The following is a 14,271-nucleotide window of genomic DNA, read 5'->3' as shown; positions in this document are numbered from 1 at the left end:
CGCGCCCGACCCGGGCCGCCGGCGCGGCCCCGGGGCGGGGGCCGGGGCCCCTCGACGGCGCGTGTCGCGGGGGCCAGGGCCTGCCGTTCGGATCATGCCGGGCTCGCGGGGTCCGGCCTGATCCGAACGGAAGACCCTAGGTGTTGCTGGTGCCCCAGTCGTCCCCGCCGGTGCCGTGCGCGGCACGCTCCCGCAGGGAGCGCACCCGCTGGGCCACCGAGTCGGGCACCCGGTCCCCGACCTTGTCGCTGACCACGTGGTACGCCTTGCCCGCGAACTCGCGGCCCTGCTGGGCCGCGCTCTCCGCGGTGTTGCGGACGGCGGGGTTCTGCGAGAACTGCCGGGCTGTCTTCTTCAGCTGCTCGTAGCGCTCGCGCCCGGCGCGTGTGCCCAGCACGTAACCCAGGGCCAGTCCGGCGGCGAACGTGAGCCGGTAACGCATGGCGGCCACCCTTTCCTTGCGTAGGTCTCCGGTGCGGCGTCGGCGCCGGGGAGTACCGATTGGCGGAGCACCCCCCTGCTTGCGCTAATGTATGTGTCGCAGCGAGCGCGCGCCCTCTGGCGAATACCCAGGCAGGCGCGTTCGATGCAACGAGGCATTCCTCCGTAGCTCAATTGGCAGAGCAGCCGGCTGTTAACCGGCAGGTTACTGGTTCGAGTCCAGTCGGGGGAGCTCGGTCCTCCGTAGCTCAATTGGCAGAGCAGCCGGCTGTTAACCGGCAGGTTACTGGTTCGAGTCCAGTCGGGGGAGCATGCTGAACGAGGACCCCTCAGGGGTCCTTTTTCATGTCCGTCCGCGTGTCCCGGGAACCGCGCGCGGCGCGGCGAAGTCCTCATGGTCACGAACGCCGTGCGAAGCCGACCACCCGAGGCAGGAGATCGTATGAGCGGCTATGCTGCGGCAGACGGCGCGCACACATGTACGCGACACACCGCTATGGGGCGGTAGCTCAGCCGGTTAGAGCAGCGGACTCATAATCCGTCGGCCGTGGGTTCGAGTCCCACCCGCCCCACCACTGGTTCTGCCGGGCAGAACCGTTTCCGTCCCGGGCACGGGGACGAGGGCCGCCACGCCCGGCGTGGCGGCCCTCGTCCGTCCGCCCGGTCCCGGTGTCCCGCGGGACCGCCCCGCACAGCGAGCCGAGACCCCGTCAGGACGATTCGTCGCCGGAGCCCTGGTCGTCGCGGTCGCCCTCGGCCTGGGAGGGGGTCGGGTGCGGCGGGGACGGGCGGTCGGCGGGGTTCTGCGGGTCTTCCTCGCGCTCGCCCTCGGCCTGCGAGGGGGTGTGGTCGCTCATCGTGGTACCTCCTGCTGACGGGACCGGCCGGCGGTCTGCCGGGCGGGCGGCCGTGCGCGCCGCCCCACCGGTGTGGCACCGGGTACCCCGGCGGGCCCGGGACCATCGCGCCCCCGCCCGGTCCTCGCCCCGCGGGCCAGGGCCCGCCCCTCGGCCCGGTACCACTGGCCGGCCAGCAGCACGGCGAGGGCGACCTCGACGGCGTCCCCGCCGTAGTACATGACCCGGGAGGCCAGGTGCAGGTCGGCCGGGTCGTACGACAGGCCGGGCGGGCCCGCCGCCCACAGGCTCTTGGCGAGGACGGCGTGGGCCGCGGCGGCGGCCAGCAGCGTGACCGCCCGCACGGCAAGGCCCGGCCGGTGGCGCACCGGGTCGAGGGCCAGCAGGGAGAACGTGAACAGTGTCCCGGCGGCGAAGAGGTGGACGTACAGCAGGGGGCTGTGGTGCACGGCGGGCGGCAGGGGAGCGCGATACAGCAGCCACAGGCCGCCGACGTCGAGGACCGCGGCGACCGGCGGGAGGACCAGCACGGCGACGGGCCGCGAGCGCGACAGCGACACCAGCAGGCGCCGGCCCGGCACGGGCAGGGCGCGCAGGGCCAGCGTGACCGGCCGGGCGAGCACGACCGGCACCGGGGCCGCCATGCCGGCCGTCAGATGGGCGGCCGTGTGCGCGGTGAACGGGGCCAGCCACGCCTCCCACGGCACGGCGAACGCGGCGACGAGCATGCCGCCGCCCAGCCAGAACCACGCCTCCCGCCCCCACGGCCACCGGTCCCCGCGCCGGCGCAGCCGGGCGGCGGCCGCCGTGTAGAGCAGACAGCACACCAGGACGAGGACGGGCAGCGCGGCGGGGGCGGCGATGCCGTGGCCGGTCACCCCCGGCACCCGCCCTCGTCCCCGCCGGGCGCCGTCCGCCCCCGCGACGGCGCCGTGCCCGCGGTCACCGCCGCGTCCCCGTGAAGCGCCCGAGGCGCCGGGCCGCCTCCGCCCGGCGCGCCCGGCGCCACAGCAGTGCGCCCGCCACCAGGAACAGGACGGCGACCACGTTCCACGTCCAGTCGTAGGGGGCCGGATCGACGTGGTAGCGGATCTGGTGCAGGCGCAGCAGCTTGTGCTGGACGGTGCCGTCGTACAGCTGGAAGCCGCCGAGCCCCAGGCACACCCCGGACCACCAGGCCGGGCGCAGCGGGCCGCCCCTGCGGCGCAGGTCCGCGTAGAGGAACAGGCCCGCCACCATCGCCAGCCAGCCCCCGGCGTGGAACAGGCCGTCGGAGACCAGTCCCACGTCCGGGGTGGACCTGTCGTAGAAGTGGTGCCAGTGCAGCAGCTGGTGGAAGACGACCTCGTCGACGAACGCGGCGATGCCGACTCCGCACAGCGCCCCGCCGGCCAGCGACCGACCTCTCATCCGTCCTTGCCCATGGCCTTGCGGACGGCGTCCCTGGTGCGGTCGACGACCGCCGCGACCGGGCCCAGGGCCAGGTTCCTGGCCGCGGACTCCGTGCCCGGGTGCGGATGGGTCGGGGCGGTGGCCTCGGCGGCCTTCAGCGCCGTGGCCATGGCCGCCAGGCGCGCCTCGTCCGCGTTGCGGCGGATGTGGTTGAACTCGTAGCGTTCCTCGGCGCGGGCGTGCGCCATCACGTCCAGGCGCAGCGCCAGCAGTTCGGGCAGGAACTTCGGGTCGTCGGGGTCCATGCCGTCCAGGCGGGACAGGATCTCCTTGGCCTCCCGTTCCTCGGTGAGGCGGGCCTCCACCACCCTCTCGCCGTCCGGCACGGAACCGCGGGTGAAGGGGTGGACCACCTCCTCCTCGGCCGTCTCGTGCACGGCGAGCAGCCGGACCAGGCGGCGGAAGGCGGCACGCCGCTCGTCCCCGGTGGTCCGCTCCACCTCGTCGAAGAGGTTGCGGATGTCGCCGTGCTGGCGCATGAGGAGGGCGACGACGTCGGCGTCGCCCGCTGCGGTACCGGCCATGTCACTTCTCCCTGGACGCCACGTCGGGGTGCGGACCCTCGGTCTCCATGCGGTACTCGCGGCCGAACATCTCCCGGTGCTGGGCCATCACCCGCTCGCTGGGCGGCTCCTCGCCGCCGTGGATCTGCTCCTGCATCCGCTCGAACCGCTCGTGCGCGTCGCGGACGTACCCCGCGCCCAGGGTGGTCAGGTCCATCTGCGTGTCCAGGAGGTTGCGGACGAACTGCTTGTTCTCCTCGAAGGTGAGGACGTTCGGCAGCTCCGGCGCGAGGATCTCCTGCGGCTCCCGGCCGTCGTGACGGCGCATCAGGTCGCAGGCGATCCGCAGGTGTTCCAGCTCCATGTTCAGGTGGAGCTCCCAGATCGCCCGCACCTTCGGGTCGGGCTCCTGCTCCATGAAGGAGTGGTAGAGGTAGCACTCGTTGTACTCGTGGTTGACGAGCTGCTCCCACCACGTCTCGCCCGGGTCGACCAGCGACTCGTAGTGCGTGACGTGCTCCTCCTCGATCAGGCCGATCTCCTGGTAGAGCTGGCGGGCGATCGGCTCCATGTACTGCGGGCCGACGTTCATGTAGAAGTTCATGGTCTGCTGCTCCGCCGACATGATGGTCAGCGCGTGCAGCTTGGACAGCGGGTTGACCGTCGAGCGGTCGTAGGGGTCGCGCACGTTGTCGGCCGGGTGGCGGTGGTGGAACTTCGTGGGCCGGCCCGGCATCACCTCGGTGAGCCCGTCGACGATCGACTCCGCCTTGCGGTGCTCGATCATCTCGTACAGGTTGGCGTACCGGTACAGGTGGTCGAAGTCCTCCAGGACGCCGAACTCGTAGGCCTGCTTCAGGTACGGGTCGGGCTCGTGGCGGGCCACCCAGCCCGTGAGGTCGACCGCCACCTGCTCGTAGGCGATGGTCGTCTCCAGGACGGAGGCGAGGCCGGGCAGCAGCCAGTTGACGGCCTTCTGCTGCTGGTGCTCGATGTAGCGGACCTCGGCGAGCTGCCGTTTGACGTCCGGGTCGGGGCAGCGGCGGGCGAGCTGGTGACTGAAGAGGATCGCCTCGACCTCGATGCCGTTCATCGTGATGATGCGGCAACGGGTGTACGGATCGCCGTGGTCGGGGTCGATCGGCTCGACGTCCAGCTCCCGCCAGCTGCGCAGCTGACGGTCCAGCGGGATGCCTTGGTGCTCGAGCGGGTTGAAGCCCATGTGGGGGTCTCCTCGGCATGCGGCCAATCTGGGCCGCCGCCGGGTACCCGCCGCCCGCCGGCACAAACGGCCGGCACAAACGGCCGGGGCACGGACCGCTGTTCCGGCCGTTCGTGCCGCCGGGCCCGCCGGGCGGCGCGGGCCCGGCGGGTTCAGCGGCGGCGGGCGAGGGCCCGGCGGAGGGCCGTGCGGAGCTCGGGCGGCAGGGGCGGGCCGCCGGCCTCGACGCCGGCGGTGACCGCCGCGGCGACGGTGCGCAGCTTGGTGTTGGACAGCTGCGAGGTCTCCCGGAGGATGTGCCAGGCCTCCTCGGACGTGCAGCCGTGGGTGGCCATCAGGATGCCGCGCGCCTGGTCGATGACCGGGCGGGAGGCGAGCGCGTGGCGCAGCTGCTCGACCTCCTCCTGCAGGACGTGCAGCCGCTCGGCGCGCTCCAGGGCCACCGCCGAGGACGCCGGGCCCGACCGCGGGGCGGTGCGGTGGGCGGCGGGGCGCAGGGGATCGGCGGTGTCCAGGCCGGCGAGCTCCAGTATCCGGCGCGGCTGGCCTTTCCAGTTCGTGGCCGTCACCGCCGCCGGCCGGCGGCGGGCGTGGTCGCCCAGCACGTCGAGGAACTGCAGCCCGGCCGAGTCCATGAAGTACACGCCGCCCATGTCCAGCTCGATCCGGCCGACGGCGGCCGGGAGCGCGGACAGGGCGTCGGTCAGGGTGTCCGCACAGCCGTGCACGAGTTCCCCGCGCGGGACGAGCAGGGCCCGGTCCGCCTCCACGCGGCTGTCGATGACCAGGGTGTTCAGCCTTCCTGTGAGAGGTGAGAGTGCCGCTGGGGTCATGTCACCGCCTTGTCGGTCTCCGTGATGGCGTTGCTCTTCGTGACCGCCGCCGTCGATACTGGGGTGCGCCTGCCCGCCGTGGGGCGTAGTACACACCGCCCCGGTGATTGGCCCGCTCCCGGCCGGGTACGTGCGCTGTGGTCCGGGGAGCCTTCCGGGGAGCGTGGGGAGACCGGCGTGGATACTCGTCATCAGGGGCCGTCCGGGTGTGCCCCGGCACCGGCCCTGACGGTGTCGCCGCTGACCGGGCGCAGAGGCGTCCGGGCGGCGGGGGAGATCGTCCTGGCGACACGTGTGGTCTGGGAACGCGTACTGGATGAGGCGGTGGACGAAGGTGAGGACGTGTACTACCTGGAGCTGTCCGAGGTGACCTTCGTCGACGTCGCGGGCGCCGGCGCGCTCGCAACGGCCGCCGAGCGGCTCCCGGACGGCCGGCGGCTGGTGCTGGACCGGCCGCCGCCCGCGTTGCGACGGACGCTGGAGCTGCTCTGGCCCGACCTTCCGGCTGTCGAGGTGTCGATGTCATGAGTACCGTGACCGAACCCGCCGGCTCCGCGGAGCCGTTCATCCACCCCGCCCTCTTCTACCGGGACGAGCAGGAGTACCTCGACACCACCGTCCCCTTCGTGCGCGAGGGACTGGCGGCCGGCGAGCCCGTGGCGGTGGCGGTGCCCGGGGACAACCTCCGGCTGGTCCGCGACGCGCTCGGCGAGCAGGCCGGGGAGGTACGGCTGCTGGACATGCGGGAGGCCGGGCGCAATCCCGGCCGGATCATCCCCGGGGTGCTGCGCGCCTTCGCCGACGCCCAGCCCCCCGGCCGGCGGGTGCGGATCATCGGCGAACCCGTCTGGGCCGGGCGCAGCGACACCGAGTACCCCGCCTGCGTCCAGCACGAGGCGCTGATCAACGCGGCCTTCCGGGGCCGCACGGTGACCATCCTGTGCCCCTACGACGTGCGGCGCCTGCCCGGCCACGTCCTCACCGACGCCCACGCCACCCACCCCACCGTCATCCCCTCCGGCACCCGGCACGAGCGGGACAGCGCCGCGTACGCACCCGACGACGTCGTCGCCCGCTACAACCGGCCGCTCCCCGTCGTCCCGGACGCGCTGACCTTCCCCTTCGACAGCGAGACCCTGACCAGGGCCCGGCACGTCGCCACCGGCGAGGGCGCGCGGCTCGGCCTCACGGGCGTCAAGCTGGAGGACCTGGCCATCGCCACGGCCGAGCTGACCACCAACAGCGTGGTGCACGCGGGAGGCTCGGGCACGCTCCGCGTGTGGCCCGAGGACGGGTACGTGGTGTGCGAGGTGCGCGACAAGGGCCGGCTCGCCGACCCGCTGGCCGGACGCCGGCCCGTACCCCGCGACCAGCGCGGCGGCCGGGGACTGCTGCTGGTCAACCTCGTCGCCGACCTGGTGCGGCTGCACACCGGGGCCGACGGCACGACGGTGCGCTGCTGGTTCGCCCGCTGAGGGCCGGCGCGGCCCGCGGCGCTCAGGTCGCCAGCGGCGCCAGCGCGAGCGGCTCGATCCTGCCCTCCAGCATGTGGCCCAGGCCCTGCACGGCGCACACGTCGGGCCGCTCGGCGATGTGCACCGGCATCCCGGTCGCCCGCCGCAGCATGTCGTCCAGCCCCGGCAGCTGCGCGCTGCCGCCGACCATCGTGATCCCGCGGTCCGCCAGGTCGGCGACCAGGTCGGGCGGGCAGTTGCGGAGCACCTTGCCGATGCCGTCCAGGACGGAGGTCAGCGGCGTCTGGATGGCGTCGCGGACGGCGGCCGTGTCGACCCGCACGGAGCGGGCCCGGCCGGTGGTCACGTCCCGCCCGTGGATCTCCGTCGACGCCGGGCCGTGCGGGGTGAGGCCGTTGCCGGACAGGGCGAGCTGCAGCGGCCGTACGGACTGGCCCGGCAGCATCAGTTCGTGCTGGTGGCGCAGGTGCTGCACGATCGCGTGGTCCACGGCCTCGCCGCCCACCGGGATCCGCTCGGCGGCCACGATCGAACCGAGGGAGAGCACGGCGACCTGCGTGGTGTGCGCCCCGCACACCATGATCATCGTGGCCTCGGGGCGCTCCACGGGCAGGCCGCAGCCCACGGCGGCGGCGATGAGGGTGTCCACCAGCTCGACGCGGCGGGCACCGAACCCGGCCAGCGTCTCGATCACGGCCCGCCGGGCCAGCGGGTCGACGTCGTGCGGGGTGCAGGCGGCGGCGCGCAGGAAGGGCTTGCGGCGCAGGGCGCGGCGCGTCTTGTCGCCGAGCAGGTGCCGCAGCATCCGCTGTGCCATCTCGATGTCGACGACGGTGCCGCCGGAGACCGGCCGCACGACACGGATGTAGTCCGGCGTCCGGCCCGTCATCCTCTCCGCGACCTCGCCGACCGCGATCAGCGCGCCCGTCCGGGTGTTCACGGCAGCGGCGGACGGCTGGTCGACGACGAGCCCGGCGCCCTTCACGTAGACCCGGGTGCGGACCGCCCCCAGGTCGACGGCGAAGTGGCAGCGGCGCAACTGCTCCAGACTGGCGGTCACGGCGGATCCTCCCGAGTGCACGGACCGTGGAGGCCGCGCCGGGTGGCGGGCCTCCCTCGCATGGTGCGCGGGACCGGAGCCGGGCGCCTTCCGGAGGGGGCCGGGCGGGGCGCGGCCGAACGGGGGGTCCCGCCGCGCGGCCCGGGACGGGGCGGGGCGCCGCGGGCCGTCCGGGCTACGGGGGCGCCGCGGGCCGTCCGGGCTACGGGGGCGCCGCGGGCCGCCCGGGTGGTGCCGGGGGAGCGGGCCGGACGCGGGAAGGGCCGGCCACGCCCCGGATCACCCCCAGTTCCACCAGGTCCTGCGGGCGGACGCGGAGCTGGTCGGCGGTGGCCCGCACCTGCTCCGGCGGGCGCTTGAGGATCGCCGCCGCGAGGTCCGGGGCGATGACCGAGAAGTAGCTGTCCGGCGCGGCCCAGGTGTTGCCGGGCGCCGCCAGCGCCAGCGCGCCGCCGGAACCGCCCTCGCCGATGACGAGGGTGGTCACGGGGGTGCGGGCGCCGGCCACCGCGGCGAACAGGTCCGCGATCGCGGATCCCGCGCCCTGCCGCTCGGCCTGCGCGTCGTTGGCCGCGCCGGGGGTGTCCACCAGGGTCAGCACCGGGATGCCCAGCCGGTCCGCGAGCCGGACCAGCCGGGCGGCGGTGCGGTAGCCGGCCGGGCGGGTCGCGGTCCCGGTCTGCGCGGCGTACGCGACCGTACGGCCGTCGTGCTCGCCGAAGCCGCACAGCATGCCCTCGGGGTCGGTGCCCCCGCACCGGTCGCCGCTGAGCGCGACCCGGTCGGTGAAGTAGGCGGCCAGGTACCGCTCGGCCCGGGGCCGGCGCGGCGAGCGGGCGCGGCGGACCGCCTCCCAGCCGGTGGCGGGCAGGCCGGCCGCGCCGAGCGGTTCGGGCGGCGGGGCCGGCTCGCCGGACGGCCGCGTCAGCAGCCGCAGCCACCGCCCCAGCGTCCCCCGCAGCTCCCGCGCCGCCACGACCGCGTCGGCCGCGCCCGACGCGACCTGCGCCTGTGCCGTGTACGCGGCCGGGTCCGCGTCGGCCGGCCGCACCCGGGAGCCGGCGAAGCCGACCTGTGCGCCGGGCAGCGCGAGCGTGACGTCGGCGCCGGCGCCGAGGGTGGCCCAGCCGCCGCCGGTCGTCGGATCCCGCACCACGGCGATCTGCGGCAGCCCCGCCTCCCGGGTGAGCACCGACTGGCGTGCCACGCGCTGGAGCTGGGTCAGCGCGACCATGCCCTCCTGCATCCGGCTGCCGCCGGTCGCGACGAGCGGGACGACCGGCAGCCGGTGCTCGCGGGCGTACGCGTACGCCGCCTCCAGCCGGTCGCCGGCGCGCCGCCCGAGCGAGCCGCCGAGGAAGCCGAACTCGAACGCGATCAGCACGGCACGGGTGCCCTCGACGCGGGCGGTGCCGCAGATCACGGACTCCTCCTCGCCGGTGCGCTCGGCGGCGCGGGCGCGCGCGGCGTCGTAGCCCGGCCAGGCGAGCGGGCCGTCGGGCTCCGGCCGGTCCGCACCGCGGGGGAGTTCGGTGAAGTCGTCGGTGACCAGGGCGAGGGCCCGGCGGGCGGACAGCCGCTCAGCCATGGCGCAGCGCCCGCTTCACGACCTTGCCCATGTCGTTGCGGGGCAGGGCGCCGAGGTGGTGAACGACCCGCGGGCGCTTGTGCGGGGCGAGGCGCCGGGCGACGTGGCCGGCCAGCTCCTCCAGCCCCGGCGGGGACTGGGGGTCCGCCGGCACGATCCACGCCACGATCCGCTCGCCCAGGTCGGCGTCCGGTTCCCCGGTGACGGCGGCCTCCCGCACCCCCGGGTGTTCGAGCAGCGCGTTCTCGATCTCACCGGCGCCGATCTTGTACCCGCCGCTCTTGATCAGGTCGGTGGCCTTCCGGCCGACGATGCGGACGTAGCCGTCGGGATCGCGCACCGCCATGTCGCCGGTGCGGAACCAGCCGTCGGCGGTGAACGCGGCGGCCGTGGCGTCGGGCCGGTTGAGGTACTCGGTGAACAGGTTCGGGCCGCGCACCTGGATCTCGCCGACGGTCTCCCCGTCGAGGGCCGTGACCGGCGACCCGTCCTCCTCCACGAGCCGCAGCCCGACGCCGGGCAGGGGGACGCCGACCGTGCCCGGGCGGGCCTCCCCGTCGGCGCGCACGCTGGTGTTCATCAGCGTCTCCGTCATGCCGTACCGCTCGATCACCCGCCTGCCGGTCGCCGCCGCGATCCGCTCGTGGTCGTGCACCGGCAGCGCGGCCGAGCCCGAGACCAGCAGCCGCGCCCCGGCCAGCGCCTTGACCAGTTCCGGGTCGCCGGGCAGGGCCTCGGCGATCCGGTGGTACATCGTCGGCACGCCGAACAGCATGGTCGCGCCGCCGTTCAGCTCGCGGGCCACCCCCTCGGTGCTGAAGCGGCCCAGGTGCCGGACCGAGCCGCCGCGGCGCAGCGGCCCCAGGACGCCCAGCACCAGGCCGTGCACGTGGAACAGCGGCAGCCCGTGCACCAGCACGTCGTCGCCGGTCCACTGCCAGGCGTCGGCGAGGGCGTCCAGGGTCGTGGCGATCGCCCGGCGCGGCAGGACGGCGCCCTTGGGCGGGCCGGTCGTGCCGGAGGTGTAGACGATCAGCGCCGGGTCGCCGTCCTCCGCGTGCCGCTCGGGGACGGCGCCGGCGCCGTGCACGTCGACCGGCAGGAGCGGCAGGCCGCGTACCGGCGCGGGGAGTTCGGCCCCCGGCTCCGCCAGGACGGCGTCCGGCGCGCTGTCGGACAGGATGTGCGCGAGCTCCTTCTCGCCCGACCGGGGGTTGAGGGGGACGGCGGCCACGCCCGCCAGCAGCGCCGCCACCACCGCGACCGCGGTCTCCATGGTCGGCGTCGCCCACACGGCCACCCTCCCGCGGGCTCCCGGCTCCGCTCCGGCCGGGGGGACCCCCGTCGCGTCCCGGAGCCTTCCGGCGGTCGCGCCGGCCGCGGCGGCGAGCTCCCCGTAGGTCAGTGCGCGCTCGCCGAAGCGCAGGGCGGGCCGGTCGGCCGGGCCGTCGGTCAGGGCCGGGAAGAAAGAGGACACGCGTCGTGCTCCTTGTCTGTCGCTGTCTGTCGGTGCCTGTCGGTGCCTGCCGCTGTTTCCGACGGCTGTCGCCGCCGGTTGACCGTCCGCTGTCCGCGGGGCCCCTCCGGAGCCGGGTACGACCCTGGGCGCCGCTCACGTCAGGGCCGCGGCCGTCACGTCAGGGCCGCGGCCGGCGGGCCGTACGGCGTGCGCCGCACGCGGCCCGCCCGCGTCCCCTCCTGCCGTCCGGGCGGCAGGAGGGGACGCGGGCGGTGGCCGGGGTCCGTTCGGCGGGGGGCGGCAGGGGGCGCGGGCGGTGACCGGGGGCGGTGCGGTCGCGGGCGTCCGTTCCGGAGGGCGGCATGGCGCCGATCCTGCCGTACCCGGACGCCCGTCCGTCAGGGCGCCTCGACCACGTCCGCCACCACGCAGCTGACGTTGTCCGGGCCGCCGGCCCCGTTCGCCGCGGCGACCAGGGCGTGGACCGCCTCGTCGGGGGACCGCCGGGAGGCGAGCACCCCGTGGATGAGGTCCTCGGGGACGACCGCCGACAGGCCGTCGGAGCACAGCAGGTAGCGGTCGCCGGGGCGGGCGTCGTGCAGGCGCAGGTCCGGGGCCGCGCTCGCCCCGCCGCCGGTGAGCGCCTTCAGGAGCAGCGCGCGCTGGGGGTGGGAGGCGGCCTCCTGCGGGCTCAGGCGGCCCTCGTCGACCATCGACCGGACCAGCGTGTGGTCGTGGGTGATCAGGGCGAGGTTCCCGTCGCGCAGCAGGTAGGCGCGCGAGTCGCCGATGTGGACCAGGGCGAGCCGCGACCCCGTCCACAGGAGGGCGGTGAGGGTGGTGCCGGCCCCCTCGGTGCCGCCGGCGGCGTCACGGACCGCCTCGGTCGCGCCCCGCACCGCGTCGTCCAGGAGGTTGAGGACGGTGCCCGCCGGCACCTCCTGCGGCACCTCCTGGGTGTCCAGGAAGCGCAGCGCTTCGACCGCGGCGCCGCTCGCGGGCGCGCCCGCCGGGCCGAAGCCGTCGGCGACGGCGAGCAGCCGGGGGCCCGCGTACGCGGTGTCCTGGTTGGCGGGGCGGACGTGCCCCGGGTCCGAGTGGGCGAAGTAGCGCAGTTCCAGCATGGCGGGGTCCTTCCTCGGTTCGGCCGACAGGTGGTGCACGAGGAACGCGGCGAGGTCGCGCCGTACCGCCGTCTCCGCCTCGACCTCCGCCCAGTGGGCGCGGATCTCGCGGGCGGCGGCGGCCGGTTCGAGCGCGCAGACCGTGCGGATGCGGGCCAGCGGCATCCCCAGCCGCCGCAGCCACGCCACCAGCCGCGCCCGCTCCACCTGCTCCACCGCGTAGTACCGGTAGCCCGTGTCCGGGTCGACCCGGGCGGGCCGCAGCAGGTCCAGCTCGTCGTACAGGCGCAGCGCCTTCGGCGAGAGGCGGGACGCCTCGGCGAAGGCGCCGATCGTCAGCATCGGTTCGCGCACGGGCGCTCCTTTCCGGTTCCCGGCCCCGATGCTGGGGCTTCACCGAAGGGGAAGGTCAATTCGGTTGCCCCGGTTGCGGTGCGGGCGGTTAGCCTGCCGGGCGATCACCCGTCCGCCCGCAGAGGGAGCCCGCCGTGCCCCGTATCGCACTCGCCACCTACGACCCCGGGGACGAGCCCGGCCTGGACCGCGACCTTCCGGTGCTGGTGCGGGCGCTGCGGGAGGCCGGTGCGCAGGCCGTCGCCGTGCCCTGGGACGACGCCGCCGCCGACTGGGGCGCCTTCGACCTGGCCGTCATCCGCTCGACCTGGGACTACACCTGGCGCGCGGAGGAGTTCGCCGCCTGGGTGGAGCGGTGCGGCCGGCGGACGCGGCTGGCCAATCCGCCGGAGGTCGTGCGGTGGAACATGGACAAGCGGTACATCGGCGACCTCGCGGCGGCCGGGGTGCCCACCGTCCCCACCCGCTACATCGCCCCGGGCGAGCCCGCCGCCCTGCCCGACGGCCACGAGTACGTCGTCAAGCCCACCACCGGCGCGGGCGCCCGCTACGCCGCCCGCTACACGCCCGGCGAACACGACACGGCCCTGCGGCAGCTGGAGCGGATGCACGCCGAGGGCCTCACGGCGATGGTCCAGCCGTACGTGCGCGGCATCGACACCTCCGGTGAACGGGCGCTGCAGTTCTTCGGCGGCCGGTTCCTGCACGCCAGCCGCAAGGGCGCGGTGCTGGCGCCGGGCACGGCGTACGACGCGGACAAGGTGGCGCACCCGAACCTGGAGCCCTGGATTCCGGACCCGGCCGAACTCGCCGTCGCCGAGCGGGCGCTGGCCGCCGTGCCGGGCACGCCCGAGCTGCTGTACGCCCGTGTCGACCTGGTGACCGGTCAGGACGGGGAGCCGTGGGTGATGGAGCTGGAGCTCGTGGAGCCCAACCTGTTCCTGTTCCTGCACCCGGACTCGGTGCCGCGGGTCGTCGAGGCGGTCCTCAGGGCCGCCGGCCGCCGGCCGCCGTCCGCTGCAACAGGCCCCAGGTGAACTCCGCCACCACCTCGTGCCGGACGCCCCGCCGGTCCGGGGCGGTGAACGCCAGCCCCCAGCGGGTGGGGGCCGAGCCCTGCAGGGGGCGGGCCGGGCCGAAGGCGCGGGCCGCCTCGTCGACCGTGCAGGACCAGGGGGTGAGGTCCTCCAGGGTGCGCAGGACGGGGACCGGCGCGCCCGGGGCGCGGACCAGCCACTCGTTCCAGACGGCGCGGTCCGGGGCGACCAGGACCTCGAAGCGCAGGTCCGGCCAGAGGGGGAGCGGCCACTGCCAGGCCTCGCAGTCCAGGTCGCCGACGCGGCGCGGGACGACCGACTCCGGGGTGCCCAGGACCGAGCGGTAGCGGGTGGCGGCCGGGCGGGAGCGGGGTGAGCGGAGCATCGCCTGCCAGCGCTTGTTCGCCTCCCGCAGGTCCGCGGCCGAGGCGCCCAGCGCCCGGCGGGCGTCCTCCACCGGGCCCGGGTTGTGGTCGGCCATGCGGCGCAGCAGCACCAGCTGGAAGTCGAGGGGGGTGAAGGGGCCGGCGGGGGGCTTTCCGGGAGGCATACGACCCATCGTCGCCCACCCGGCGGTCACCCGGCGGCGGTCCGTCGCCCACCCGGCGGTCGTCCGGCGGGAACAGCACCGAGTCGCCGTACCGGGGCCCCGGAACGGCAGGACCCGGCGGAGCGGGCCGTGCGCCGGGCACGGAAGCCGCCCGGCGACGGCACGACGGCCCCGGCCGGCGCTTCGAACCGGGACCGGCGCTGCGGGCGCAGCGGTCGCGGGGGGGGGTGCCTCTATGTCTTTCGTCAAGCGACGCGAGGGCTCCTCGGTTCGTAGAAGGTTCCGTCGCGGAGCATGGCGAAGAGGACGCTGGTGC

15 protein-coding genes and 3 tRNA genes are annotated in these 14,271 nt (G+C 75.4%); 6 read left to right on the top strand and 12 right to left on the bottom strand.

What is annotated here, in order from left to right; genetic code table 11:
* Window positions 1–136 precede the first annotated feature (136 nt).
* Window positions 137–442 (bottom strand): YtxH domain-containing protein, encoded by a 306-nt coding sequence (locus tag AB0L29_RS06825; RefSeq protein ID WP_365824662.1) that lies wholly within the window; start codon window positions 440–442, stop codon window positions 137–139.
* A gap of 158 nt (window positions 443–600) precedes the next feature.
* Here AB0L29_RS06825 and AB0L29_RS06820 point away from each other — a divergent pair.
* The 3 genes from AB0L29_RS06820 to AB0L29_RS06810 all read left to right on the top strand — a co-directional run bounded on the left by AB0L29_RS06820 (window position 601) and on the right by AB0L29_RS06810 (window position 1,016).
* A tRNA-Asn gene (locus AB0L29_RS06820) sits at window positions 601–673 on the top strand.
* Between the two features lie 5 nt (window positions 674–678).
* Window positions 679–751: transfer RNA gene (locus tag AB0L29_RS06815), tRNA-Asn, on the top strand.
* 188 nt (window positions 752–939) lie between these two features.
* A tRNA-Ile gene (locus AB0L29_RS06810) sits at window positions 940–1,016 on the top strand.
* 135 nt (window positions 1,017–1,151) lie between these two features.
* On the opposite strand, the gene AB0L29_RS06805 is transcribed toward AB0L29_RS06810, so the two are convergent.
* The 6 genes from AB0L29_RS06805 to AB0L29_RS06780 form a co-directional block, all read right to left on the bottom strand.
* Complete coding sequence (locus AB0L29_RS06805) at window positions 1,152–1,298, bottom strand: hypothetical protein (protein WP_365824112.1); 147 nt, start codon at window positions 1,296–1,298, stop codon at window positions 1,152–1,154.
* Window positions 1,295–2,176 (bottom strand): cytochrome c oxidase assembly protein, encoded by an 882-nt coding sequence (locus AB0L29_RS06800; protein ID WP_365824110.1) that lies wholly within the window; start codon window positions 2,174–2,176, stop codon window positions 1,295–1,297. Before AB0L29_RS06800 ends, AB0L29_RS06805 begins: the two co-directional genes overlap by 4 nt.
* A gap of 64 nt (window positions 2,177–2,240) precedes the next feature.
* The gene (locus tag AB0L29_RS06795) at window positions 2,241–2,708 is read right to left on the bottom strand and encodes a DUF2243 domain-containing protein (RefSeq protein ID WP_365824108.1); all 468 of its coding nucleotides are present in this window, start codon (window positions 2,706–2,708) and stop codon (window positions 2,241–2,243) included.
* Window positions 2,705–3,274 (bottom strand): hemerythrin domain-containing protein, encoded by a 570-nt coding sequence (locus AB0L29_RS06790; protein WP_365824106.1) that lies wholly within the window; start codon window positions 3,272–3,274, stop codon window positions 2,705–2,707. The genes AB0L29_RS06795 and AB0L29_RS06790 overlap by 4 nt, the downstream gene beginning before the upstream one ends.
* Window position 3,275: 1 nt before the next feature.
* A complete protein-coding gene (locus tag AB0L29_RS06785) occupies window positions 3,276–4,475 on the bottom strand; it encodes a hypothetical protein (protein ID WP_365824104.1) in 1,200 nt (399 codons plus the stop codon).
* 152 nt (window positions 4,476–4,627) lie between these two features.
* The gene (locus tag AB0L29_RS06780; RefSeq protein WP_365824102.1) at window positions 4,628–5,308 is read right to left on the bottom strand and encodes an ANTAR domain-containing protein; all 681 of its coding nucleotides are present in this window, start codon (window positions 5,306–5,308) and stop codon (window positions 4,628–4,630) included.
* Between the two features lie 177 nt (window positions 5,309–5,485).
* Between AB0L29_RS06780 and AB0L29_RS06775 the strand changes: the two genes are divergently transcribed.
* Together AB0L29_RS06775 and AB0L29_RS06770 are read left to right on the top strand one after the other, a co-directional pair.
* Window positions 5,486–5,836 carry an STAS domain-containing protein gene (locus tag AB0L29_RS06775; RefSeq protein ID WP_365824100.1) on the top strand — a complete coding sequence of 117 codons (351 nt, stop codon included), beginning with the start codon at window positions 5,486–5,488 and terminating at the stop codon, window positions 5,834–5,836.
* Window positions 5,833–6,783 carry a sensor histidine kinase gene (locus AB0L29_RS06770; protein WP_365824098.1) on the top strand — a complete coding sequence of 317 codons (951 nt, stop codon included), beginning with the start codon at window positions 5,833–5,835 and terminating at the stop codon, window positions 6,781–6,783. Before AB0L29_RS06775 ends, AB0L29_RS06770 begins: the two co-directional genes overlap by 4 nt.
* A 22-nt stretch (window positions 6,784–6,805) precedes the next feature.
* Here AB0L29_RS06770 and AB0L29_RS06765 read toward each other — a convergent pair whose 3' ends face one another.
* The 4 genes from AB0L29_RS06765 to AB0L29_RS06750 form a co-directional block, all read right to left on the bottom strand.
* Entirely contained in the window at window positions 6,806–7,843 is a 1,038-nt protein-coding gene (locus AB0L29_RS06765) for a rod shape-determining protein (protein ID WP_365824096.1), read from the bottom strand.
* 202 nt (window positions 7,844–8,045) lie between these two features.
* Window positions 8,046–9,431: a carboxyl transferase domain-containing protein gene (locus AB0L29_RS06760; RefSeq protein ID WP_365824095.1), complete on the bottom strand. Its 1,386-nt coding sequence runs from the start codon at window positions 9,429–9,431 to the stop codon at window positions 8,046–8,048.
* Window positions 9,424–10,908 carry an acyl-CoA synthetase gene (locus AB0L29_RS06755; RefSeq protein WP_365824093.1) on the bottom strand — a complete coding sequence of 495 codons (1,485 nt, stop codon included), beginning with the start codon at window positions 10,906–10,908 and terminating at the stop codon, window positions 9,424–9,426. Before AB0L29_RS06755 ends, AB0L29_RS06760 begins: the two co-directional genes overlap by 8 nt.
* A gap of 380 nt (window positions 10,909–11,288) precedes the next feature.
* Complete coding sequence (locus AB0L29_RS06750) at window positions 11,289–12,356, bottom strand: MerR family transcriptional regulator (RefSeq protein ID WP_365824660.1); 1,068 nt, start codon at window positions 12,354–12,356, stop codon at window positions 11,289–11,291.
* Between the two features lie 146 nt (window positions 12,357–12,502).
* Here AB0L29_RS06750 and AB0L29_RS06745 point away from each other — a divergent pair, with 146 nt between their 5' ends.
* Window positions 12,503–13,405: a hypothetical protein gene (locus tag AB0L29_RS06745; protein WP_365824091.1), complete on the top strand. Its 903-nt coding sequence runs from the start codon at window positions 12,503–12,505 to the stop codon at window positions 13,403–13,405.
* On the opposite strand, the gene AB0L29_RS06740 is transcribed toward AB0L29_RS06745, so the two are convergent.
* Window positions 13,356–13,964, bottom strand: coding sequence for a hypothetical protein (locus tag AB0L29_RS06740; RefSeq protein ID WP_365824089.1), 609 nt, complete (start codon window positions 13,962–13,964; stop codon window positions 13,356–13,358). The genes AB0L29_RS06745 and AB0L29_RS06740 overlap by 50 nt on opposite strands.
* Between the last annotated feature and the right edge of the window lie 307 nt (window positions 13,965–14,271).

It is taken from the genome of Streptomyces sp. NPDC052701, from assembly GCF_040678355.1.
Lineage (GTDB): Bacteria > Actinomycetota > Actinomycetes > Streptomycetales > Streptomycetaceae > Streptomyces.
This window is presented reverse-complemented; position numbering and strand designations above follow the sequence as displayed.

Coding starts and splice junctions, on each gene's coding strand:
- AB0L29_RS06795 (WP_365824108.1), bottom strand. CDS start 2,708: ATGAGAGGTCGGTCGCTGGCCGGCGGGGCGCTGTGCGGAGTCGGCATC.
- AB0L29_RS06785 (WP_365824104.1), bottom strand. CDS start 4,475: ATGGGCTTCAACCCGCTCGAGCACCAAGGCATCCCGCTGGACCGTCAG.
- AB0L29_RS06790 (WP_365824106.1), bottom strand. CDS start 3,274: ATGGCCGGTACCGCAGCGGGCGACGCCGACGTCGTCGCCCTCCTCATG.
- AB0L29_RS06750 (WP_365824660.1), bottom strand. CDS start 12,356: ATGCTGACGATCGGCGCCTTCGCCGAGGCGTCCCGCCTCTCGCCGAAG.
- AB0L29_RS06770 (WP_365824098.1), top strand. CDS start 5,833: ATGAGTACCGTGACCGAACCCGCCGGCTCCGCGGAGCCGTTCATCCAC.
- AB0L29_RS06805 (WP_365824112.1), bottom strand. CDS start 1,298: ATGAGCGACCACACCCCCTCGCAGGCCGAGGGCGAGCGCGAGGAAGAC.
- AB0L29_RS06780 (WP_365824102.1), bottom strand. CDS start 5,308: ATGACCCCAGCGGCACTCTCACCTCTCACAGGAAGGCTGAACACCCTG.
- AB0L29_RS06825 (WP_365824662.1), bottom strand. CDS start 442: ATGCGTTACCGGCTCACGTTCGCCGCCGGACTGGCCCTGGGTTACGTG.
- AB0L29_RS06760 (WP_365824095.1), bottom strand. CDS start 9,431: ATGGCTGAGCGGCTGTCCGCCCGCCGGGCCCTCGCCCTGGTCACCGAC.
- AB0L29_RS06740 (WP_365824089.1), bottom strand. CDS start 13,964: ATGGGTCGTATGCCTCCCGGAAAGCCCCCCGCCGGCCCCTTCACCCCC.